Here is a 23,571-nt window from a genome sequence, read left to right on the forward strand (position 1 = left end):
TGTGTGTGATGGGCATCGTCAAAATCTCCGAAGCAATGCACGACAATCTGCGCATTGCCGGCAATGCGCTAAGCCGTTCGATCAACGCTCAGGCCGAGCACTGGATGCGTATTGGCATGCTGGCCGAACTGCACCCAGAGCTCAATCACCACGAGATCAGCCGATTGCTGATTCGCGCCGAGCTGGCGGGCGGTCTTGATGTTGCGCAGTTGTGCGATGCCAGCGCGCTGCCGGCAACCGGGTCAGCCCGTGCCACAGTGGGGGCGCAAGCATGAAGGCGAACGTCGTCATTCACAGTGCTGCACAAATCGCCCAATCCCGCGTCGCCGCCGCCCTGGCCGCTGAAGTGCTGGCGATGATCACGCCTCACGTCAAACCGGGCATCAGCACCAATGAACTGGACGCCCTGTGTCGCCAGTACATCGTCGACGTGCAGAAAGCCATCCCCGGCAACATCGGTTACCACGGCTATCCGAAAACCATTTGTGCCTCGGTCAATGAAATAGTCTGCCACGGCATTCCCTCGGATGAGCCGTTGAAGGAGGGCGACATCCTCAACATCGACATCGCTGTGCTCAAGAATGGCTGGTATGGCGACACGAGCCGGATGTACCGGGTGGGTGAAGTGAGCGCCGAGGCACAGCGGCTTATCGACACCACTTATGAAGCCATGTGGGCAGGTATCCGTGTCGTGCGGCCCGGCGCGACGCTGGGCGATATCGGGCACGCCATTCAGCAAGTTGCCGAGAACGCCGGGTACAGTGTCGTGCGTGAATATTGCGGCCATGGTATCGGCAAGGTTTATCACGATGAACCGCAAATTCTCCATTACGGCTATCCGGGGCAGGGCCTGAAGTTGAAGAAGGGCATGATCTTCACCATCGAGCCGATGCTGAACGCCGGCAAGCGGCACGTGAAAACCCTGGCTGATCGCTGGACGGTGGTCACCAAGGATCAGTCCCTTTCCGCGCAGTGGGAGCACATGATCGCGGTGACGGATGATGGCTTCGACGTGCTGACGCAGTGGCCTGAGGTGGCGGTTCAGGAGCAACCGGCCATCGAATCGGCACTGCCTTAGACGAGTGCCGATACCTGAATACCGTGAAAAAATCCCGTGGAAACGGGATTTTTTTTGGCCATCAGACTACCGCGGGCTTTGCCGCTTGGGCGTCGCCTGCGGGAATGTCGTGCAGCGAAATTCGCGAGGTTTCCGGCAGCGCCAATCCACCGGCCAGCGCCAGCAACGCCACGGCGATCAGATAAAACGCCGGCGAGAGATTGCTGCCGGTGGCGCTGATCAACCACGTTGCCACCAGTGGCGCGGTGCCGCCGAACAGCGTGTACGCCATGTTGTAGGTGATCGCCGACGCGGTGTAGCGCGTGCGCGTGGGAAAGGTCTCCGACAGCAGGGCAGCAGTGACCACGCCACACAGCACTGCGCCAATCGCCAGCAGCATGACGCCGACGATGGACGCTGCGAACGAGCCGGAACTGGCCATCAGGAACGATGGATACACCGCGACGATCAGCAGCGCGCACGCGGTCATCACGGTCATCCGCCGCCCGACCCGGTCCGAATACCACCCGGCCAGCGGGCAGATCGCCGCAGCGAAAATCAGCGCGATCAGCGACACCAGCAACGCCGCAGCCCGGCTCAAACCGCCGGCCACTTGCAGGTACGTCGCGAAGTAAGTGGTGAACATGTAAAACGACAAGGCGGTGAGCGAGACGAAGGCGCCCAGGCAGCAAATGGCTGCGCCATGGTTGCGCAGGGTGTCCTTGAGGGGTGAGTGCGCCACCGCGTGCTCTTGAGTGACGGCCTGGAATGCCGGGGTTTCATCGAGCTTCCAGCGCAAATAAAGGCCTACCAGCCCCAGCGGAGCGGCGATCAGAAACGGCAAGCGCCAGCCCCAGCTGCCCATCGCTTGCGCCGACAACGAGGCTTCCAGCGCATAAGCCACCACAGCCGCCGCTGCGAAGGCAGAAAAGGTCGACACGGGAATAAAACTGCCATACCAGGCCCGCTTGTCATTCGGTGCGTGCTCCATCAGATAGGCGCAGGCACCGGCGTATTCGCCGCCGGCAGAGAACCCTTGAGCGCAGCGGATCAGGGTCAGGAGAATCGGCGCCAGCACGCCAATGGCGGCGTAGGTGGGCAGCAAACCGATCAGAGTCGTCGCGCCAGCCATCAGCAAAATGGTCATGGCCAGCGTACGCTTGCGACCGATGCGATCGCCGAGCATGCCGAAGAAAATCCCCCCGAGCGGCCGAAAGGCAAACGCCACGGCAAACACCGCGAAGGTTTTCAGCAGGGCGACGCTGGCATCGCCGCTGGGGAAGAATTGCTGAGCGATGGTGGTCGCCAAAAAGCCATAAACGGCGAAATCGAACCACTCGACGAAGTTGCCAATGGCGGCTGCGACTATCACTTTTCTCAGCGTCTGCGGGCTGACTTGCTCTGTAGCGGCGCTGGTCATGTTTAACCTCGGCGTTCTCATCATTGGGCTTTCGAGTATCGAGGAAGCTGCTTGATCGACTCGGCTCAAAAGTGTCGCCTGCGTAGTCAGGACCGACGCGCAAAGGGCTGGATTGAAGGGGCGCGTCCACTTTCCGTGGCCTCCAGTCTGGCGAGAAATATTTTCTTACACTCTCCTTGCAAGAAAAGTTGTACGACGACGTACCTCCATGTTCGACTGCGCCCGTTCTCACAAAAAAAATAATGGAGATACTCCTCTATGCCGAGCATTCCTACGGTGGAAGGGCAAGCCCTTGCGCCCACGCAAAATCGCTTCTCACGGATATTGAAGCTTCTAGGTCCAGGGATCATCGCCGTGTTGTCCTGGCTGGGGGCGGGCGACTTGATTACCTCTTCTGTCGCCGGGGCAAACTACGGCTACGCGATGATGTGGGTATTGGCAGTGTCGCTACTGCTGCGCTACCTGATCGTCAACATCATTGCCCGGTTCCAGTTATGCAATAACCAGGGCATGACCATCCTCCAGGGCTACGCCCAACTGAATCCCTTCTTCGCCTGGTTCATGCTCGTGTAAGCCCTGTTGATGGGCCACCTGATGAACGCCTACATGATCAAGGGCGCCGGTGAATCCCTGGCGATGCTGCTGAAAATCGACCACCCGTTGCTGTGTTCCGTCGCGGTCGTGATTGCGGTGTGGCTGCTGGTCGGACGCAATATCTATTCGATGATCGAAGGCGTGATGAAAGTGCTGCTGGCGATCATGACGCTGGCGTTCATTGCTCTGGCGGTGATGTCGGGCCCGGACGTGGTCGGCATCGTCAAAGGCACCATCGGTTTCAGCATTCCGCCTGATGAAGGTGTGCACGGTGCCTTGCTGGTAGCGGTTTCGGTGATTGGTGCTGTGGCCGGCTCGATTGCCAACTTCGTCCACCCGTACGTGATGCGCCAGAAAGGCTGGGTCGGCCCTGAGCACAAACGCATTCAGCGCAATGATTTGCTGTTTGCCGTGTTCGTCGGGATCGTGATCAACCTGGCTATCTGGATCGTCGGTGCAGAAATCCTGCGGCCCAACGGCATCGAAGTCAAAACCCTGAGCGATCTGGGCAAAGCGCTGGAATTGTTCTTCGGCCCGATCGGCTGGTACGTGTTCTTCATTGGCGTTTTTGCCACGCTGTTCGCCAGTATCTCGGGCAAGACCACCGCGTTCCCGATGCTCATCACTGACGCCTTCCAGCACGTACGCCCCAAGCGTCGGGATAAATACGGCAAAGAGTTCCACCATGACCCGATGCACAAGTGGTTCATGTTGTTCATTCTGGTCACGCCACTGATCTGGTCGATGCCGGGCATGCCCGATTTCGTCACACTGACCATCGGTGTCAGCGCCCTGAACATCATTGGCTTGCCGGTTATTTCCCTTGGCCTGCTGATCATGTCCAACCAGAAATCGTTGCTCGACAAGAAGTATCGCAACAACCTCTTCGAAAACATTGCACTGCTGTTCGCCACTGGCCTGGCGCTGTGGGTGGCGTTCCAGTTGGGTGTTGATTTGTTCAGCTGACAGGCGGATGGCTCCTCATGGATGAGGAGCTTCGTTAGGCAGTTATCACGCCGTACGGCTCCCCAGTATCCGTCACACATGGAGCTGGTTGCTGCCCTCGTTGGCAGCAGCCAACCCTACGCCTGTCCCCTCCAGTCAAGCCACCTGCGGCAAGCAGGCGTATACCACCATCTCAACCAGCATTTCTTCACGTGCCAGTCCTGCCACTACGATTGCCGCGCGGTTGGGGTAGGGCGCCTCGAAGTATTGCGCATAAACAGCGTTGACCGTTGCCAGGTAGCTGCGGTCGGTGACGTAAATCATGACCTGTGCGACGGCGTCCAGCGATGTACCCGCGGCCTCGAGGGTATGGCGAAGGTTGTCCAGGGTCTGGCGCGCCTGGGATTCGATGCCTCCAGCCACCACCTGACCTTGAGCATCAATGGGGATCTGTGCGGTGTAAAGCGTGCCGTTACCGACCACTGCCCACTCAAGCGGGGATCTGGAGGTATATAGATCAGTTTTGATCGCGTATTTCATCGGCTAATTCCTGTGTGAACGGTTCGGGACGTGTCAGTCGGCATCGCTGCCGCCACCTGCGCCATGACGACGCGACGTTTCGCTACTCTCGACCAGCACATGTTCGGCCATTTGCTTGAATCGCAGCCAGGTCGATTCGCTGACTGTGAAGCTTTGCTCCAGCGATACTTGCGGGCGGCGCTGTTCGCGGGCGGGCGTTTTTGGAAGAGTGAAGAGTACGCTGATGCTTTGCTCCACATTCGCGGTGCGGTTCAGCACTTCGACGTGCAGTTCAGGATGGCTGTTGCCAGCCAGGAAGGAGGCGGTGTGAACTTGGCGGGCATCGCCCCACCGCGCCTCAACATCCAGCCCTTGCTCGGCTACCCGGCACAGGTAGCCGAGGAGCAGCAGGCGGTTGTGGCAATGGTGGATTCGCAGCACGCTCTGGCCACCTGGCAATGATTTGCCAAGCGCCAGTTCCACGGCAGTCGCCGCGCAGCGCAATACACTCTGGCCGCCAACGTCGATGACCAGGAGAGAGCTGTCTTCGTAGCGCACGGCGAAGGGTCGGTCAGCTTCACATTGTAAATAATCCAAAGCCTTTTCCAGCGCACCGATGCCGTCGAGCCCCTGGCGCTGCAGCCAGCCGACCATATCTGCTGCATCTTCGCAATCACCAGGCGCAAAGCCCATGCCTTCGAAGGCCTTGCGGCACATCACCTGAATTTCGTTTAGCGATACGCGCATCATCAGTGGTCTCCGTCGGGCATGACCGCGAAATTCCAGTCGTCGGCAAACGGCTGACCTATATCCGCCACCAGCGGCGCACCCTGGAAAAGGGTGATACGCACCCAGCGGCTGGACTTGGGATCGAATTTGCCTGCGCCGAAAAACGCCAGTTTGCAGCGCAACAGATGAATCGGCAGCATGTCGTGGGCGAGCAGGTTGGCGCGGATTTCGCCATAGACACAGTCGGCCATGTTCTGCAGGCGACGTACCGTGCCCTTGAACGTCGGGTGGGCGATCAGGAAGTGCCCGGTCAACTCGCCGGGGTGCTCGTGCATATGATCGAGCAGGGCGCGGTAACAGCGCTGAATGTTGCGCGCAATGCCCAGCTGCATTTCCTTTTCTGCACCTGGCTCCGCAGCGCGCATGCCCAGTCGCGGTTCTTCCTTTTCGGCGGAGCGGTACCAGAAGTAGTGCTCGCCATCGACATGGCGAAAGTCGTAAGTCAGCGCCCAGGCGTAGTGCTTTTCGATCAGCTCGCGCAGTCGCGCCAAAGGCAGATGCGCCTCCAGGCGCCAGCGCTCTTCCACGACCATCTGATCCGCCAGCGGCGTGACGTGCTCCGGATACAGTTCCAGCAACAGGCTGACCAGCAATTCCTGGCAGCCGAGACCCGTGTGCACTTCGCTCCAAGGCAGCAAGCGCGACCAGAGACCGTCGCTGGCAGGCTGACGGCTGAGCCATTCCTGCAGTAGTGTCAGGTCGGTCAGGGTTTGCTGGTCCTGCTTGTGTTGGCGCGCGTCTTCGGTCCGGGTCTGCTGCAAATGCAGGCTTGCCCGTTGCACAAGCTCATGGAAACGCAACAGGTGGCTCGCATCTGCCGCCTGTGCGAGGACCCGCGCCAAGGCCGTTTCCCGCGCCAGGATCCATTGATCGATCAGCTGCGGATGGTTGAGCAGGAAGGGCGCCATGCCCAGGCCGGTGGCATTACCCACACCCAGATAGCGCTGCAGCTGCACGTCGAGTTTCGCCGCGCGTTGCGGACTGCGAACGCGGGCCATGTGTTCGATCTGTTCGATGCTGAAATGGCGCAGCAAGTACACAGTAAACATTTGCGCGCTGAAGGGCTGGTTGAAGTCTGCGTTGCCCGACAGGCAGCCGAAATCGGCGATGCCGAACTTGCCGTTGCCGTACACGGCGGTGGTGCGGTAGAGGTAGCCGACGTCGGCCAGTTGGCGAGCATCGGGTTGCTGGCCTTCGGCCAGCGCCATGAGGAATCGCTCGAAATTGCGCAAGCTTCGGTTGGCGCGGGAAAGCACCAGCACCCGCGCATCGAAGCGTCCGGCTTCCTGCAAAGGGACGTTGCGTTGCAGGTCTGCCATTTGCGCCTCGTCGACATCACCGGCCACTAACACGAAGCAGACATCCCATTGATCGGCGATCACCCGGTCGGTGCGTTTTTCCGGCGGCAGGTAGGCCGAGAAGATCACGCAATGGTAGTGTGCCGTCGGCGTGTCGATGCGGTAGATGACGGTGCCGTAGCCGTCGCCATCCAGGTCAAAACGGCTGCGCTGAATAAGCCACTGCTGATTCATCATCTTGCGCATGGTACTGCGCACGAAGCTCAGCGGGCTCTGGAAGTGGCTGCCCAGCCGGGCCAGATCCATGACCTGACTGGCAGGCCGCAGCGCCAGCGCTGCGGAGGGGTTGTCGGACATTTTCAGGGTTCCTGAAGGCATCATGATCAAAGACCTTGCTCGCGGGCCATTTGCCGGGCGATGCGGACCGAATCCCACAGTGCCGGCAGAATCACCAGCGACACGGGTACTGCGGTGATGACGATGAAAGACTGCAAAGCGGTGACGCCGCCGGCCCCGATGGTGATCAGTACCACGGCGGCCAGGCCCATGCCGATGGCCCAGAAACCGCAGAGCCACTTTTTCGGTTTATCCGTACTGGACATTGCCAGTGCCACGGTGAAGGCCATCGCATCGCCGTTGGTGGCTACCGAAATGAAGCTCAGAAACAGAAACAACGCGCTGATCAGGCCACCCAATGGCAGGTTTTGGGTGACGCCCAGCAGCAGGTCTTCAGGCTGTGTGCCGTGGGCCGTGACGATGCCGGGTGTCTGCAATTCCAGGCCGATGCCGGTGCCGCCGACCACGGTGAACCAGAACATGGTCACCAGCGGTGCGATAATCGACAACGTCATGATGATCTCGCGAATCGTACGGCCTCGCGAGATCCGTGCGACGTACAGCGCGACCATCGGCGCATAGCCGATGAACCAGCCCCAGTAGAACACCGTCCACCAATCGAGCCACTTGGGATCGGCGCGGAACAGCGTCAGCGGAATGAATTGCTCTACATGCAGCGCGAACGCCGACGGGAAGCCACTGAGAATGAACAGCGTCGGCCCAAACACCACCATGAACAGCGCCAGACCGAGCATCAGCCACACGTTGATCTCGCTGACAAAACGAATGCCTTTGAGGCCGACAAGGCAGGACGTGGTGTACATCACGGTCACCAGGATAATGGTGATCGACTGTGTCACGATGCCGTTGGGTACGCCCCAGACCGCGTGCAATGCGCTGCTGATCTGCAGGCCGAGAAAACCGATCGGGCCGATGGTGCCGGCGACCACCGCGATGATCGAGGTGGCGTCGGCGAAAGTGCCGATCGGACCTTTCAGTGCGCGTTGGCCAAACAGTGGGTAGAGCAAGGTGCGCGGGGCCAGCGGCAAACCTTTGTCGTAATGCAAGTGCATCAGCACGATCGCCAGCAAGCTTCCGAGCACGGCCCAGGCGAGGAAGCCCCAGTGCACGAAGGCCTGCGCCAGTGCTGCGGTCGCTGCCTCTGCGCTGTGTGGCTGCAGGCCGGCGAAGAATGGTGGCGGGCTGGCAAAGTGCATCAACGGTTCTGCCGCCGCCCAGAAAGCGCCACCGCCGGCGAGCAGTGCGCACATGATCACGGCGATCCAGTTGAAGGTGCTGATGTCCGGGCGTTGTTCGATGCCGCCCAGTCGCACGCGGCCACATTTCGAAAAGCAGATGCCCAGGCTGATCACGAAAGTCGCCAGCATCAGTACTTGCCAGTACAGACCGAAAGCCCTGGTGGACCAGGCGAAAAGCGTGTTGACCAGTGCCGATACCGCTTCGATGTCAACCAGCGCGGCAATCAGAAACGCGCCCAGAAAGCCGCCGCTGATGAGGAACAGCGGCCAGTCGATGTCTCGGGCGATTGGCAGACCCACGGCCTGGCCGTCAGCCTGAAGAGTGCTTGAATTTTTCATGAAGCCTCCGGAACCTGCGATTGTTTTTATTGTGCATGCTGTCCGTGCAGGGATGGCTCAGGCCTGCGCCGTGGTAGCGGTTTCCAGCAGACGCAGCCAATTCATACCCATGATCTTGCCCACATCATCTTCAGCAAAGCCCCGGCTGCGCAGGCCGTTGGCAATGTTGGAAAAGTCGCGGCTGTCGCGGAACCACTCCAGCGGCGCTGGCCAGTTGGCGTTGTCCCTTGATCCTTCGCCGTAGTCCTTTTCTTTGCTCCAGCGGCCGTTGCGCATCCATTCGAGCACCGACAGCGGTTGCGCCTGGCACAGGTCGGTGCCGATACCGATGTGATCGACGCCCATCAAATCCGCGGTTCTGGCAATCATGTCGCAATAGCTTTCCAGGCTGCACGACGAGGCGCCTTTGAGGTGGAAGGGGTACGTGCTGAAACCCAGCAATCCGCCGGACTCGGCGATGCCACGCAGCACCGCATCGGACTTGTTGCGCTTGGCGGCATGGAAGCTCGATGGATTGGCGTGGGAAATGATCACGGGCCGGGTCGACAGTTCGATTGCCTCGAGCGTGCTGCGCTCGGCGCTGTGCGACATGTCGATCAACATGCCGACGCGGTTCATCTCGGTGATGACCTGGCGGCCGAAACGGCTGATGCCGCTGTCCTGCTGCTCATAGCAGCCACTGGCGAGCAGGCTCTGATTGTTGTAAGTGAGCTGCATGACGAACACGCCCAGTTGCCGGAAGATTTCCACCAGATCAATGTCGTCTTCGATCGGCGAGCAGTTCTGGAAACCAAAGAATACGCCCACCAGACCTTCCTTATGGGCCTCGCGGATATCGGCCGCCGAACGCACCGGTCGGATCAGCTCGGGCCAGGCCTCGAACCGGCGGTTCCATTCACCCAGGCGCGAGAGGGTTTCGCGCGCATTCTCGTGGTAGGCGATGGTGGCATGCACTGCGCTCAGGCCGCCGGCCTGCATTTGCTGGAATATTTCCGGGCTCCAGTTGGAATACTGCAAGCCGTCGATCATCAAAAGGTCGTGCATGGCGGATGCTCCATCAGGGCCGAACGTAAGTGGTTTTGACCACGGTGTAGAAATCACGGGCGTATTGCCCCTGTTCGCGTGGCCCGAAGCTCGATGCTTTGCGACCGCCGAACGGCACGTGGTAGTCGGTGCCTGCGGTCGGCAGATTGACCATCACGCAGCCCGTTTGCGCGCGGCGCTTGAACTCGGCGGCATGGCGCAACGATTGGGTGATGATGCCGGCGGTCAGGCCGTATTGAGTGTCGTTGAGCGTCGCCAACGCCTCGTTGAAATCGCGCACCCGGATGACGCAGGCGATCGGCCCAAACACTTCTTCGCGGTTAATGCGCATGTCATTACGTGTGTTGATGAACAGGGCTGGACGCATGAAATACCCGTCGGTATCCAGTTGCAGGCGCTCGCCGCCTTCGATCAGGGTCGCGCCTTCGGTCTGAGCCATGCGCAGGTATTCGAGGTTCTGCTCCAGTTGTCGGGCCTCGGCCACCGGCCCGATCTGCACGCCGGCCTCCAAGGCGTGGCCGACTTTAAGTTGGCGCATGCGCCCGCGGAGGGCCTCGACGAAGCGGTCGTGGATGGCGTCGCAAACAATCAGTCGCGAAGACGCTGTGCATTTCTGTCCGGTGCCGAAAAAGGCCCCGTTCAAGGCGCACTCCACTGCCACGTCGAGGTCGGCGTCGTCCATCACCACCAAAGCATTTTTGCTGCCCATCTCAAGCTGACAACGTACCAGGTTGCCGGCAGTTGCCACTGCGACGCGGCGACCGGTGGTGAGCGAGCCGGTGAAGGTCAGCGCATCAATGTCCGCAGACTGCACCAGCGTTTCGCCGACGCTGGCGCCACTGCCCATGACCAGGTTGAAAGTGCCAGGCGGCAGACCTTGGCGACTGATGATTTCGGTCAGCGCCCAAGCACTCGCCGGCACCAGGTTGGCCGGTTTGAGCACGACGGCATTGCCGAAAGCCAGGGCCGGGGCGATCTTCCACGCGGCAGTGGCCATGGGAAAATTCCACGGGGTAATGACGCCCACCACACCGACTGGTTCGCGGTGCACTTCAATATCAATGCCGGGGCGCACTGAAGCGGCAGTCTCGCCAATCTGGCGCAAGACTTCGGCGGCGTAGTAATGGAAAAACTGGCCGCTGCGATTGACCTCGCCGATGCCCTCGGCCAGCGGCTTGCCTTCTTCACGGGACAGCAACTGCCCCAGCTCTTCCTTGCGGCCGATCAGCTCGTCGCCGATGGCCATCAGCAGCGCTTGGCGCGCCTCCAGGCCGACGGCAGCCCACAATGGCTGCGCGGTGCGGGCGGCCTGAATGGCTGAGCGAGTTTGTTCTTCGCTGGCCTGATGGTATTCACCGATCACGTCGCGGTTGTCGGACGGACTGTGATTGCTCAGCGTGGTGTGGCCTTCGCACCATTGTCCGTTGATGTAGTTTTTGTAGGGAGTGAGTGACATTGAGAAAGCCTCCGTTTGCGTGGCTTTCATCTTGCGAGCAATATGGACGAAATAAAAATTAATAAAAAATATGAATCGATAAGGAATACTAACCATGCTGCCCGAGCTGAAAATCGCCCAGCTGCGCTACTTTCTTTTGGTGGCTGAACTCAAGAGCTTCCATGGGGCCGCACGCCAGGCTTACCGCACTCAGCCGGCCATGTCCCTGGCCGTGCGCGAGCTGGAACACAAATTGGGTCAGGCCTTGATCGAGAAAAATGGTGGTCGGGTCGAACTGACGCCTTTCGGCGAGCACTGTCTGCCGCTGTTTCATGGCTTGATCGAGCATCACGATCGCATTGCCCGGGAGGTAACCTTATTAGTGCAGCACGAGATCGGCCAAGTCAGCATTGCCACTGTGCCTTCAGTGGCCAGCCGCTTGCTGCCGGGTCCGCTGGGACGTTTCGTGGTCGAGCATCCGAACGTGCAGATCAGCATCCAGGACGGCACGGCCGACAGCGTTCATCAGTTGTTGGTCCAGGGCCAGGTGGACTTCGCAATCAGCAGCATGTGGGTGGCCGACGAGCAGGTCGAGTTTGAGCCGATGTTGCACGACCAGGTGGGCGTGGTGTGTCGCGCCGATCATCCTTTGCTGCAAACGGCAGGAAGCTTGCACTGGTCCCATTTGCAAGGTTTGCCGATGATCCGCAACGGCACTTCGCGTCTGTTGGAAGGTACCGATGCAGAGTGTTTGCTGGAACACAGTCGTTTATTTATTTCCAACATGATCTCGTTGATTGCGATGCTGGAGGAGGGCGTCGGAATCAGCACCTTGCCGTACCTGGCTTTCCCGCAGGAAAACGAAAAGCTCGCCTTCCTGCCGCTGGCCGAACCAAAGGTTGAACGCCAGATCGGTATGCTCACGCGCAGGGGGAGAAGTCTGTCGCCAGCGGCGGGCGCGTTGATGACGTTCCTGCAGGCGAACACCTCGCCCGAACAGCAACAATTGCGCTGAGTGGCGATATTTGTTTGAGGAGACCGCTTCCCCGCACTTTATCGCAGGCAAAAAAAAGCCCGCGATGGGGGGTGCGGGCTGGTAATCACAAAGGAGCTGGGTACACCGTACGCCGGCGCATGTGAAAATAATGTGATCGATGTGGGGCGGGTTTTCTGAAGATCACCAGAACGTGCCGCGCAAGGTCAGCATGTGGTTGCGGGGTTCGCCGTACCAGTTGGTGGCAGACGTCGACCCCACCGTGGCGTAGTAGGTTTTGTCGAAAACGTTGTTGGCGTTGTAGGTAACCGTCCAGTGCTCGTCCACCCGGTATTCTGCCAAGGCGTTCCACACCGCGTAGCCCGCCTGGCTGAAGTCGTAGGCATTGCTGACGCCGTTGGCGGTGACCGTGCCGCTGAAGTAGTTCGAGCTTTGCAGGTTGACGCCGCCGCCTACCTTGAAGTCCGACCACATGCCCGGCAGGCGATACGTCGAGAACATCTTGAACAGGTGTTTGGGCGTTTGCGTGCTGATCGGTGCCTTGGCATTGCGGTTACGGTTGTTGTTGTAGGTGTAGCCGGCCATCAGCATCCAGTCGGGCATGATTTCGCCGGAAATTTCCATGTCGATCCCTTTGCTGATCACTTCGCCCTGGTCCAGCCAGCAGCAGCTGCCGGAGAACGCAAAGTCGTTGGTCGGGTAGCCCGGATCGCGCACGCCCTGGTTCTCGCGCTTGGTGTAATACAGCGCGATATTGGTATTGAGCGCACCGCTGAACAGCTCGCCTTTCAAACCGGTTTCATAGGTCTTGCCTTCCATCGCATCCATCGGCGAGCCGGGCAGGGGACCTTGCAGCAGGTTGACCTGGGGTTTGTAAGTTTCCGAGTAACTGCCGTAGACCGACCACTCATCGTTCAAGTCGTAGACCAGACCGCCATAGGGCGTGACTTTAGTCGGCTCACGCATGTCGATGTTCGACTGCGTGGTCCAGGTAGTGCCGACACGGGTCTGGTAAGTCTGTTCGAATTTATAGCGCTGCACCCGTGCGCCGAGGATCAGGTGCAACGGATCGGCGAGTTGCAGACGCAAACTGCCGTACAGACCGTATTGCTTCTGGTCGTTGGGGTTGTAGTCGCGGGTGTAATTGCGATCGTTGGCGGGTTCCGGAAAAGGCGTGCTGTCCGGGTCAAACGGGCTCAAAGGGCCACCCGCCGATGGATAGCGACCGGTGCCCAGCCAGCGGCTGGTGATTTCCTGGTAGTCGGCGCCTACCACCAGATTGTGCTGCAGGCCGAACATCTGGAAGGTGCCGGACAGGTTGGTGTCGAGCATGCGCTGCTGATTTTCCTGTTTGCTCGAGCTGCCGAACCAGGTCAGGCCAGTGCCGGTGGCCGGGTTGATGCCCACGCCATTGGCCGTGGTAGTTTTGAAATAACCGACATCCCACAGGTCGGTGTACGACACGTTGAGCTTCCAGTCCTCGGACAGCTGATGGTCGATCTTGGCAAACACCTCGCGGCCGGTGGCATCGGTGTAGGCCCAGTTTTCACTCATGCCGGTGCGCCGGGGCAGGCCGATGTCGGAGCCGTCGAGGTAACGCGGCACTGAACTCTGCGTACCGTTTTCATGGGATTTGTTGTAGCGGATGCCGGCGGTGAGCATCGTATCGTCAGTGATGTCGGCCTCCAGTACGCCGTACACGAACGGTTTTTCGGTGCTGCGGTTATCAACAAAGTACTGGCGATCGGTATTGGCCACGACCATCCGCCCGCGCAGTTTGCCGTCGAAAGCAATCGGCCCGGTGACGTCCAGCTCCTGGCGGTAGTTGTCCCAGCTGCCGGCCGAGGCGCTGAACTTCAACTGAAACGTGTCCATCGGGCGCTTGCGCACCATGTTCACCAGGCCACCTGGGTCGCCCGTGCCACCGAATAACGCCGCGGTGCCGCGCAGTACTTCTATGTGATCGAATTCCGCCAGATCGTAGACGTTGGATGAATAGAAACTGCCCAGCGAACTGCCTTGGGCCATGGGCGCCGCACCATCGAGCTGGAAGTTCTGAATGGTGAAGCCGCGCGACAGAATGTCGAAGGTGCGATAGGTATTGCTCTGCACGGAAATGCCCGGCGTTGCCCGCATCGCATCGTTGATGTCGGTCATTTGCTGATCGTCCATCAACTGCTCGCTGATGATGGAAATCGACTGTGGCGTCTGCCGCAGACTGGCCGGCGTCTTCGAGCCGACGCTGGTCAGGCCGGTGGTGTAAGACCCCGAGTTTTCCGTCGCCTGGCCCATGCCTTGGCCTTCAATACGTGTGCTGCCGAGCTCGATCACCATGTCGTCGCGTTGCGAAATCACCAGCGTCGAGCCTCGCTGCTGGTAAGTCAGATCGCTACCGTCGAGCAAGCGTTGCAGCGCATCAAGAGGTTCAAGCGTACCTTTGAGGGCAGGCGCGTTGCGTTGGGCGACGATGCCGTCGTCCACTGCAATCGTCAGCCCTGCGCGTTCGCCCAATTGCCGCAGCGACGTTGCCAACGACTGCGAGGGTAAATCGAAGGCAATGGGTGCCGCCAATGCGTGCCCGGTCAGCGCCAGTGACAGGGCAACCACCAGTGAACTCAAGGAATGACGATGCATGGGTTTTCTCGTTTTAGGGAGCAGATACCTAATGACGCGGCAGCTGGCAAAACCCTGATGTCGTCGCGCACATTCTTTTCAGAGGCGTCATCAACGCGCCCGCAACTGAGTGCTGCCATCAAGCTGTGTGACCTGAACCGGCGCCACGGCCGGTAACGCGGCCAGGAAGCTGTCGATGTCGGCGAGCTGCACGACGGCGCTAATCAACGGCGACTTCCTCCCGGGCAGTGTGATCACCGGGCGTTCTCGATAGCGTGAAAGGCTGTCCGCGATTTCCGTGAGATCCGCCTGGGTAAAAACCAGTCGCCCGCTTTCGAAGGCGAAGGCGTTATCTGCCGGTAAAGGCAAACGCTTGAGGGGCTCGCCGCGAATGACCTGCGCCACATCGCCCGGATGCATGTGCAAGCGGGTGGCGTCGCTGTCGACCTGTACCTGGCCACGTTCAAGGCTGATCCGAAGCCTGTCTTGCAGACGATTGACCACGAAGCGTGTGCCCAGCACCGTTACTCGCGCCAGTCCGGCGTCAATAACAAAGGGGCGTTCGACGTCGTGGGCGACATCGAAAATCACTTCGCCCTGCAACAGCAAGAGCAGGCGTTGCTGGCTGTCAAACCGCACCAGCATGCGCGTGTCGGCGCCCAGCGAGAGTTGCGAACCGTCGGGTAGTCGATACTGCTGGCGTTGACCTTTGGCAGTTTGTAAAAGCTGTTCGTAAACACCGCTCGTCGTCCAGAGACGCCACGACAGTCCGCCGACCAGCAACCCGGCCAGCCCCAACATGCCATTGCGCAGGAACCGCCGCCGACCGTTGTTTTGTTCCATCTGCTGCGCCAGGGCTTCTGTCTTGCGGGTTGAAGCAAAGTCACCCCACAGCTCGGCAAACGCCTGGTATTCGACCTGATGCCGAGGGTCGGCACGCAACCAGTGGTTGAACCGGGCACGGTCCTGATGATCGTCATCCATCTCCAACAAGCGGACGAACCAGGCAGCGGCCTCTTCGCGCGGTGAACTCATGGGCAAAGCGCTTCCCGCGCCGCGCGCAGATCCAGCAAGGCACGCATCAAATGCCGCTCGACCATATTCAGGCTGATCCCCAGCATGGTCGCGATCTGAGCCTGCAGATGACCTTCGATGCGCGCCAGCCAGAACACTTCCCGGCAGCGCGCGGGCAAGCAATCAAGGATGCGCTGCAAGGCTTCAAGGCGCTGCTGCATGTCGGCCAGGTGCTCGGCGGAGGGGGCGAAGTCGGCGCTCGGGTTGTCCGGTTGAATGCCCAGCCGGATCTCATCAGTCAGCGGGACATAGCGCGCGGCGTGGCGGTAATGGTCAATCAATACTGAATGCGCGACGCGGCGCAGGTAGGCGTTGGGTTGATCGATATTGATGCGTTGGCTGGCCAGCATGTAGCGGATGAATGCGTCGTGGAGGATATCGTAGGCAACGTGCACGCAGCGGGTTTGCCGGCTCAGGCTGAGCAGCAGATCCGTGTAGGCCCACCTGAGGTTGATACCGTTCCAGTTCATTGTGTCCAGTCCTGCCGCCAGCACCATGCTGACCTGTTGGCAACAGGTGTCAGCCCGCGGCGCACTTGTCGGGGAGCGCGCGCCGCTGAGGCAGGAGAATAAAAGCTTTGAAGACCGAGTGCAAATGGGAAGAATTATTATTCGCGATTATTGCAGGGGGTTGAGTGCGGGAGGGAGTCAGCGCTGATGCCGGGCTGGGGGCCTGTCCAGTCGCCGCTCCAGGCGCCGGCCGGACAGGCGTTGAAGCTCAGTTGTCAATGATCCCAGAATGCGGCGATCCAGCGGAAAGCGTCACCGTTGATCGCTACTCGACCCACCGACGGAAACGGCAAGTGCGTGGCAACCAGGTATTCGCCGGTCTCGGCGGCTTCACGCATCATGTTGACTCGCACGCGGACCGCTTCTTCCGGGTCATGCTCGAAACCGTTGTGCCAGTCCGGGTGATCGAACGCGACCGGGAATAACGCGTCGCCGGCAAACGTCAGTCGCTCGCCAGCGGAACGCACGTGAACCACGCTGTGCCCCGGCGTATGGCCGCCGGTGCGCTTGACCACCACACCCGGCGCGACTTCGTATTCGTCATCGAATGTACGGACCTTGTCGCGGTACTCGTTGATGAACTGCTGGGCAGTTGAGCGCAGTACGTCTGGCACTGGCGACGGCATGTCCGTATGAGTGAAATCGGGTGCTGCCCAGAAGTCCACTTCGATCGCCGCCACATGAATACGCACGTCCGGGCGCAGGCTGTTTTTCACCTCGTCAACAAGCAGGCCGCCGATGTGGTCCATGTGCATGTGGGTGATGACGATGTCGGTCACCGCTGCCAGGTCTATGCCTGCAGACGCGAGGCGCTTCGGGAACTGCCCGGCACGCGGGAAGCCGGGGAATTGTCCGCCCAAGCCGGCATCGACCAGGATGATCTGCTCACGGCTTCGCACCACCAGAACATTCAGCGCCCAGTCGAACGCGTCCGGCCCCAGAAACATGTCTTTGAACCACTCGGCGCTGACGGCCGGGTCGACATTGGTGGACATGGTCGCGGTCGGCAGTGGCAGTACGCCGTCACTGATGACCAGTACATCAATATCGCCAATGTTTAGCGCATAACGTGACGGGACCAGCTCTTCATAGCCCGAGCTGGCGGGGCGAGAGGCATTCAGCAAGCTGCTGATCGAAGCTTGCCGAGCGTTACTGTCGGGGTGTGAGCCATCCTGTTGGACGGGGGAGTTCAGTTGTTGTGCCATGGTTGCTCTCCTGTAGTCTGGTAGACAATTCAAGCGAACGCTGCTCCGCCGGAGCGGAGCGACGGATCGCCCGGAGCCTCAGTGTGCATCGTGGCCAATCGCGTCCGATACCATACTCAGGTATACAAAACCGCCGGGTCGCATGGGGGATTTCTGGTCTCAGCAGTGCGCCAAGCGAAGGGGACGATTTACCACCTGGTGAATTATCGTCCCGGACGGCCTGAGCGGAATTTGGCGCGACAGGCTGTCGTCGCCTCGTCACTCTCTGGACCGATGCTCAAATCGCAGACAGCAAAAAGCCCGGGTTGACCGGGCTTTTGGGGGGAACTGATTCGCTGCGGCGGATCAGTAACGCTGGTACTTCGAACCGAACTCTGCGCGGACATCCGCAACCAGCACACCATCAATCACCGCATTGGCCGGGCTCAGCGCTACACGATTCTGTTGCAGGCGATCGGAACCGTCAGCGGCGACCTGGTTGCCTTTGAGGCGATCGGAACCGTCGGCAGCGACCTGGTTGCCTTTGAGGCGATCGGAACCGTCGGCAGCGACCTGGTTGCCTTTGAGGCGATCGGAACCGTCGGCAGCGACCTGGTTGCCTTTGAGGCGATCGGAACCGTCGGCAGCGATCTGGTTGCCTTTGAGGCGGTCGGAACCGTCAGCGGCGATGCGGCTTTCGATCAGGCGATCAGAACCGCCTTCGGCGATAGCGTTATGGGAAGTAGCGGCGAACGCGTTGGCTGCCAGTACCGAGAAAGCAATGCTGAGGAAGAGTTGGCTTTTCATGTCTGTGTACTCCGAAGCGTTGTAAGTGGGTATGGGTCTAGTGTTACGCCGCTCGGTTTTTTTGAGAACTTCATTGGGCTGATGGTGACTATCGACGACAGCGATGTGAGGGGATAGCAAGCACATCGCACGTTTCGCGAGGAACGCACGGGGAAGTCCGCAGGATGATCGACAGCTTCGAACGGCCCTTGCCGATAGGTCGGCCAGGTGCGCATTGCAGGAGGGAGGTGAAGGATGAACTCAAAATTTGCGCTCTTGCAAAGTCAATCAGCCCCCCGGTCTGGCGACCGGAAGGCTGGGTAGCTGACTTAACGAAACGCCGGTACCACGTGCTTGATGAACAGCTCCAGGGATTTTTTCTTTTCCGCATGGGGCAAGCTGTTATCACACCAGAAGCTGAACTCGTCGACGCCCAGTTCCTGGTAGTACCTGATGCGCGGAATGATTTCTTCCGGGGTGCCGATCATGGCGGTCTTGTGCAGGCTGTCGAGGCTGAACTCCGGACGCTCGGCGAATTTCTCCTCAGGGCTTGGCTCCAGGAAACCGTTGACCGGCGTGGTCTTGTTGCCGAACCAGGCATCAAAAGTGCGATAGAACCTGGAGATTGCCTTGGCGCCGATTTTCCAACCGTCGGGATCGTCCACGCCGTGCACGTGAGTGTGACGCAGTACCATCAGCTGCGGACGCGGCACATCCGGATTGTTGTCCAGGGCTGCCTGAAACTTGTTTTTCAGATCCAGCACTTCTTCATCGCCCTTCATCAGCGGCGTGACCATCACGTTGCAGCCGTTGGCGACTGCGAAGTTGTGGGAGTCGGGGTCGCGCGCGGCAATCCACATTGGCGGGTTGGGCTGCTGGATCGGCTTGGGCACGCTGGTGGAAGTGGGGAATTTCCAGATGTCGCCGTCGTGGGCGTAATCGCCTTTCCACAGTGCGCGCACTACCGGAACCATTTCCCGCAGCGCCTGACCGCCGGAAGAGGCAGGCATACCACCGGCCATGCGGTCGAATTCCACTTGATAGGCGCCGCGCGCTAGTCCGACTTCCATCCGCCCGTTGCTGATGACGTCCAGCAACGCACATTCACCGGCTACGCGCAGCGGATGCCAGAACGGCGCGATGATGGTGCCGGCGCCCAGGTGAATAGTGGTGGTCCTGGCCGCCAGATATGCCAGCAGAGGCATCGGGCTCGGCGAAATGGTGTATTCCATGGCGTGGTGCTCGCCGATCCATACGGTGCTGAAACCGCCGGCCTCAGCCATTAGCGTCAGTTCGGTCAGATCTTCGAATAACTGACGATGGCTGACACTTTCGTCCCAGCGTTCCATGTGCACGAACAGGGAAAATTTCATGACGCGTTGCCTCTGAACTCTTGTTGACGGCCGATCGACTGAAGGCCTGTTAATTCTGGTATACCATAATACGAGAAGCGCTCCAAATTTTTAGGGGCGATTTCTCATGCCAGCGCGGGTAATGCGCCCATCTTGCCGTTGCAGTACACCAATGGCCCCGCGTTGTGCTGAGGCACGATCAGGTTCTTGACCGCGCCAACCATGATGGCGTGATCGCCGCCCTCGTATTCACGCCACAATTCACATTCGATGACGGCCGTTGCATTGGCCAGAATCGGATTGCCCAACTCGCTCAACGTCCATTCGATGCCTTGCGCTTTGTCCTTGCCCTTGCATGCGAAGGCGTAGGCTTCGCTTTGCTGGCCGCCGGACAAAAAGTGGATGGCAAAGCGTTTGTGTTTGATCAGTACCGGATAGGAATCAGAACTGTAGTTGGGGCAGAACAGTACCAGCGCCGGATCGATCGAGAGTGAGCTGAAAGCACTGGCGGTGAGCCCGACAATTTGGCCATCGTCATCCAGTGTGGTGATGACGGTCACGCCGGACGGGAAGGATCCCATGACTTGTTTGTAGAGAGTGGCATCGATCATCGGACTGTCCTCAAGTATAGGCTTTTTTTGAGATTTGTAGGTCTGATGGTATACCGTAATACGTGTTTTGCAAGGGCTGATTCAATCCTCCGATAAACGTGACGTTATCAGGTTTAGCCCAGTAAATACTGGGATTTACCTCCGAAATTAGCAGGGATTTGCGTTGAAAATGTGGATCAGCTGTTCATTTAAAAAGCGCATCAGTCTTGTGAAATACTTGGAATACCATAATATGGCTCGCATCTGAGGGGCAGCCAAAAGCGCTCCCCCGGTTTGGCTTCATACAAATATAAGATCAGACAAACTCGAGTTCATTCCTATGCCCCAGATGACCCGGCAAGATCCGTTGATCGAGAATCATACGGTCGACTACGTCCCACTCGCTGAGCGCCACGGGAAGGCCCGCGATCTGTTTACTCTGTGGTTCAGCACCAACATTGCGCCACTGCCCATCGTTACCGGTGCCATGGTGGTTCAAGTGTTCCACCTGGATCTGCTTTGGGGGCTGTTGGCGATTGCACTTGGGCACATGATCGGCGGGCTGGTGATTGCACTCGCGTCGGCTCAAGGGCCGCGAATGGGCATCCCGCAAATGGTCCAGAGCCGAGGTCAGTTCGGTCGCTACGGCGCACTGCTGATCGTGTTCTTTGCCGCACTGATCTACGTCGGTTTCTTCATTTCCAACATAGTGCTGGCTGGCAAATCGATTGTCGGGCTGGCGCCTTCGGTGCCCGTCCCGGCGAGCATCATCATCGGCGCGCTCAGCGCCACCGCAATCGGGATCATCGGCTACCGCTTCATTCACACGCTCAACCGGATCGGTACCTGGGTGATGGGCAGCGCCTTGCTCGCCGGTTTCATCTACATCTTCGCCAATGAACTGCCCGCCGATTTTTTCACCCGTGGTGACTTCAACCTGTCCGGCTGGCTCGCGACTGTGTCGCTGGGGATCATCTGGCAGATCAGCTTCTCGCCTTACGTGTCTGACTACTCGCGTTACCTGCCGGCGGACATCGGCATTGCCAAGCCGTTCTGGGCCACTTACCTGGGCGCCACGCTGGGCACGATTTTGTCCTTCACCTTCGGCGCGGTCGCCGTGTTGGCCACCCCTGAAGGCACCGAAGCAATGGACGCAGTGAAGCAATCAACCGGGTGGCTGGGACCGATTCTGATGGTGTTATTCTTGCTCAACATCATCAGCCACAATGCCCTGAACCTGTACGGCGCGGTGCTCTCGATCATTACCTCGATCCAGACTTTCGCCAGTCAATGGACGCCGAGCGTCAAGGTGCGCGTCGTGCTCTCGAGTGTGGTGCTGGCGGGTTGCTGCCTGGTCGCGCTGGGCGCCTCGGCGGATTTCATCTCGCAATTCATCGGGCTGATTCTGGCGTTGCTGCTGGTGCTGGTGCCATGGGCTTCGATCAACCTGATCGATTTTTACCTGATCAAGCGCGGCAGCTACGACATCGCCTCCATCTTCCGTGCGGACGGCGGGATTTACGGGCGCTTCAATGTGCATGCAATCGTCGCGTATTTCATCGGGATCATTGTTCAGTTGCCGTTTGCCAATACCTCGTTGTACGTCGGCCCGTACGCCAATCTTGTTGAAGGGGCGGATTTATCCTGGCTGGTGGGATTGGTGGTGACCTGTCCGTTGTATTACTGCCTGGCGACGCGCGGGCAGGCACAGGTGCGTGAGGCGGCGCGGTTGGGGTATAGCGATTGAGGACTCGTGTTATTTCTCGTTGCCTGGCCGAAACCCGGCAACGGGGGAGATTTCAAGCGTTAGCCGAGTCCATTCTGTAGCCGGCGCCTGGTGCACCCTCATGCAATGCCGACTGGATCCTGGCATAGAGGGTGTTCGCTTCAGCGGTGGTGATAGACCGCGAGCAGTCACGCAGTACAACACGTAGAAGCACGTTTTCCTGGCCGGGTAAAAGGCCGAGGCGTTCGATTGCCTGCACGGGTAAGTCGGACAGCTCCCAACGACCTTTGACCTGCATTTCTTCGATCCAGTCAGCGCAGTCGCCAGCAGCTTGAAGCATGCGCTCTGTCAGCACTTCCTCGCTTAGTCCGGGTGTGACCGCCAAGGAAATATCACGAGTGATCGAGGGCAGGCGCGATACAGCCTTCCAGGGTTCCAGATCATGCAGTTGCGCCTGTACACGTGGGTTCTGATCCCGTAGCAGACGAATGTCGGGCATGCCTTTGCGCAACATGGTCAGGCGATCCAGCCCCATGCCGAGCGCCAGTCCCCCGTGTTGCAACGGATCTATCTGCAACCGATTCAGCAGTGACGCCGCAATGCGTCCGCACTCCAGCACTTCGACGGGATGCCCATCATTCAGCACGTTTACCTCGATGCCTCCTTCGGTGTAGTGGTGGGCATTTGGGCTGTGGACCCAAGACCTGCCAGGGATAGCGGATGTCAGGATATCGCTGACCAAACGTAACAGGTGCGCGTGCGTCGACAATTCGGGATCACCGAGCACCCAGACATCCATTTGATGCGGTTCTGCGCAGTGCCAGCGATCGCGACTATCGCGGCGGAAGGTGATGCCGGGTGCTGCCAGCAATATCATCTCGCCTGGGCGCCGGTTAACCGCAGCGTGCTGGATAGCTGTCGGAATCTGGCTGGTCATCTGTGTGCGCAATAACGAATCGTCGTCGACCCAACGGGTGTGTTCACTGCCGAGGGTTATTTCAGCGGGGTCATATCCCAGCAATCCGTAGTTGTCCTGCGCCGAAACAATCCTCGGCCCGGTGTGGATTGTGGCCTGCGGCCAACCCTTAACGCAGAGCCCGGAGAGTATTTCATTCATCAGAACTCGGATGGAGTGATCCGGAGAGCTTTTCTCGGTGAGGTCCTGAAGCATTAGAGCTTCATGGGTGGCAGCCTCTGTGAGGTATTTTTTGTGTGGTTGCATTGAAGAGTCCTCTATAAGTATCAATGGGCTTCGATTGAAGAAATGCCATCGATTAACCTAGCGAGGCTGAAAGGCTGAAAAAAGATAAAACTGAGAAACTCATAATTTTCGGAGTGTGGCTACAGACTCATCCTACATATATAGCAGGAGGTTTCATTTATCTTAGCCTCAAAGGTTGTCGGCAGAATGGCCGTGCTAGCAAGCGCGAATATTTGCAAAGCACATTATTTATGCGGTAGATGATCGTGGTTTCGCCCGCAAACCGAACACGTTCCCTTGTGGAAGCCGAGCTTGCTCGCGATGGCGGCATATCGGGCGATGATGGTTTGAGGTGTATATATTTGTAGCTGCGGTGATGGCTGATGTTGGTTCGGCTTTGCAGCGAGTCGCTAAGAAATGCCTACTCCGTCCGGCCCCCGGTAATTCAAGTGCAAGATCAAAAGATCGCAGCCTCGTTGCACTCGACAGCTCCTACAGTGGAGTGGG

Annotated in this window: 19 protein-coding genes and 1 pseudogene; 5 read left to right on the forward strand and 15 right to left on the reverse strand. The window is 59.2% G+C overall.

Annotation, left to right across the window (positions count from 1 at the left end; genetic code table 11):
* Positions 1-8: 8 nt before the first annotated feature.
* Both F8N12_RS00690 and map read left to right on the forward strand, forming a co-directional pair.
* A complete protein-coding gene (locus F8N12_RS00690; protein WP_150578669.1) occupies positions 9-275 on the forward strand; it encodes a ParD-like family protein in 267 nt (88 codons plus the stop codon).
* On the forward strand, positions 272-1,078 hold the full coding sequence (map, locus tag F8N12_RS00695; protein WP_150578670.1) for a type I methionyl aminopeptidase: 807 nt from the start codon (positions 272-274) through the stop codon (positions 1,076-1,078). The genes F8N12_RS00690 and map overlap by 4 nt, the downstream gene beginning before the upstream one ends.
* Positions 1,079-1,139: 61 nt before the next feature.
* On the opposite strand, the gene F8N12_RS00700 is transcribed toward map, so the two are convergent.
* A complete protein-coding gene (locus F8N12_RS00700; protein WP_150578671.1) occupies positions 1,140-2,477 on the reverse strand; it encodes an MFS transporter in 1,338 nt (445 codons plus the stop codon).
* A 258-nt stretch (positions 2,478-2,735) separates the two neighbouring features.
* Between F8N12_RS00700 and F8N12_RS00705 the strand changes: the two are divergent.
* Positions 2,736-4,037, forward strand: a pseudogene (locus F8N12_RS00705) (Nramp family divalent metal transporter).
* 135 nt (positions 4,038-4,172) lie between these two features.
* On the opposite strand, the gene F8N12_RS00710 reads toward F8N12_RS00705, so the two are convergent.
* The 6 genes from F8N12_RS00710 to F8N12_RS00735 are packed head-to-tail and all read right to left on the reverse strand — an operon-like array spanning position 4,173 to position 11,056.
* Positions 4,173-4,556: a RidA family protein gene (locus tag F8N12_RS00710; RefSeq protein ID WP_150578672.1), complete on the reverse strand. Its 384-nt coding sequence runs from the start codon at positions 4,554-4,556 to the stop codon at positions 4,173-4,175.
* Positions 4,557-4,589: 33 nt separating this feature from the next.
* Positions 4,590-5,282, reverse strand: a complete 693-nt coding sequence (locus F8N12_RS00715; protein WP_150578795.1) for a DUF3726 domain-containing protein — start codon at positions 5,280-5,282, stop codon at positions 4,590-4,592.
* Positions 5,283-5,284: 2 nt separating this feature from the next.
* Positions 5,285-6,979: a hypothetical protein gene (locus F8N12_RS00720; RefSeq protein ID WP_150578673.1), complete on the reverse strand. Its 1,695-nt coding sequence runs from the start codon at positions 6,977-6,979 to the stop codon at positions 5,285-5,287.
* A gap of 26 nt (positions 6,980-7,005) precedes the next feature.
* Entirely contained in the window at positions 7,006-8,556 is a 1,551-nt protein-coding gene (locus F8N12_RS00725; RefSeq protein ID WP_150578674.1) for a BCCT family transporter, read from the reverse strand.
* A gap of 57 nt (positions 8,557-8,613) precedes the next feature.
* Entirely contained in the window at positions 8,614-9,600 is a 987-nt protein-coding gene (locus tag F8N12_RS00730) for a dipeptidase (RefSeq protein WP_150578675.1), read from the reverse strand.
* Between the two features lie 13 nt (positions 9,601-9,613).
* Positions 9,614-11,056, reverse strand: coding sequence for an aldehyde dehydrogenase family protein (locus F8N12_RS00735; protein ID WP_150578676.1), 1,443 nt, complete (start codon positions 11,054-11,056; stop codon positions 9,614-9,616).
* Positions 11,057-11,150: 94 nt separating this feature from the next.
* On the opposite strand from F8N12_RS00735, the gene F8N12_RS00740 reads away from it, so the two are divergent.
* Positions 11,151-12,050, forward strand: a complete 900-nt coding sequence (locus F8N12_RS00740) for a LysR family transcriptional regulator (RefSeq protein WP_150578677.1) — start codon at positions 11,151-11,153, stop codon at positions 12,048-12,050.
* A 162-nt stretch (positions 12,051-12,212) separates the two neighbouring features.
* Here the strand turns inward: F8N12_RS00740 and F8N12_RS00745 are convergent, their stop codons facing one another.
* The 7 genes from F8N12_RS00745 to F8N12_RS00775 all read right to left on the reverse strand — a co-directional run bounded on the left by F8N12_RS00745 (position 12,213) and on the right by F8N12_RS00775 (position 20,158).
* Complete coding sequence (locus F8N12_RS00745) at positions 12,213-14,663, reverse strand: TonB-dependent siderophore receptor (RefSeq protein ID WP_150578678.1); 2,451 nt, start codon at positions 14,661-14,663, stop codon at positions 12,213-12,215.
* Positions 14,664-14,753: 90 nt separating this feature from the next.
* Positions 14,754-15,677, reverse strand: a complete 924-nt coding sequence (locus tag F8N12_RS00750) for a FecR family protein (protein ID WP_150578679.1) — start codon at positions 15,675-15,677, stop codon at positions 14,754-14,756.
* Complete coding sequence (locus F8N12_RS00755) at positions 15,674-16,186, reverse strand: RNA polymerase sigma factor (protein ID WP_150578680.1); 513 nt, start codon at positions 16,184-16,186, stop codon at positions 15,674-15,676. The genes F8N12_RS00750 and F8N12_RS00755 overlap by 4 nt, the downstream gene beginning before the upstream one ends.
* 254 nt (positions 16,187-16,440) lie before the next feature.
* The gene (locus F8N12_RS00760; protein WP_150578681.1) at positions 16,441-17,430 is read right to left on the reverse strand and encodes an MBL fold metallo-hydrolase; all 990 of its coding nucleotides are present in this window, start codon (positions 17,428-17,430) and stop codon (positions 16,441-16,443) included.
* A gap of 345 nt (positions 17,431-17,775) precedes the next feature.
* On the reverse strand, positions 17,776-18,216 hold the full coding sequence (locus F8N12_RS00765) for a hypothetical protein (RefSeq protein ID WP_150578682.1): 441 nt from the start codon (positions 18,214-18,216) through the stop codon (positions 17,776-17,778).
* A gap of 308 nt (positions 18,217-18,524) precedes the next feature.
* Positions 18,525-19,568, reverse strand: coding sequence for an LLM class flavin-dependent oxidoreductase (locus F8N12_RS00770; protein WP_150578683.1), 1,044 nt, complete (start codon positions 19,566-19,568; stop codon positions 18,525-18,527).
* A 104-nt stretch (positions 19,569-19,672) separates the two neighbouring features.
* Positions 19,673-20,158, reverse strand: coding sequence for a flavin reductase family protein (locus F8N12_RS00775; RefSeq protein WP_150578684.1), 486 nt, complete (start codon positions 20,156-20,158; stop codon positions 19,673-19,675).
* A 319-nt stretch (positions 20,159-20,477) separates the two neighbouring features.
* Between F8N12_RS00775 and F8N12_RS00780 the strand changes: the two genes are divergently transcribed.
* A complete protein-coding gene (locus F8N12_RS00780; RefSeq protein WP_150578685.1) occupies positions 20,478-21,884 on the forward strand; it encodes a purine-cytosine permease family protein in 1,407 nt (468 codons plus the stop codon).
* 52 nt (positions 21,885-21,936) lie between these two features.
* Here the strand turns inward: F8N12_RS00780 and F8N12_RS00785 are convergent, their stop codons facing one another.
* Positions 21,937-23,085: a hypothetical protein gene (locus F8N12_RS00785; RefSeq protein WP_150578686.1), complete on the reverse strand. Its 1,149-nt coding sequence runs from the start codon at positions 23,083-23,085 to the stop codon at positions 21,937-21,939.
* Positions 23,086-23,571 lie beyond the last annotated feature (486 nt).

This window comes from Pseudomonas fluorescens (assembly GCF_902497625.1).
Lineage (GTDB): Bacteria > Pseudomonadota > Gammaproteobacteria > Pseudomonadales > Pseudomonadaceae > Aquipseudomonas > Aquipseudomonas fluorescens_BQ.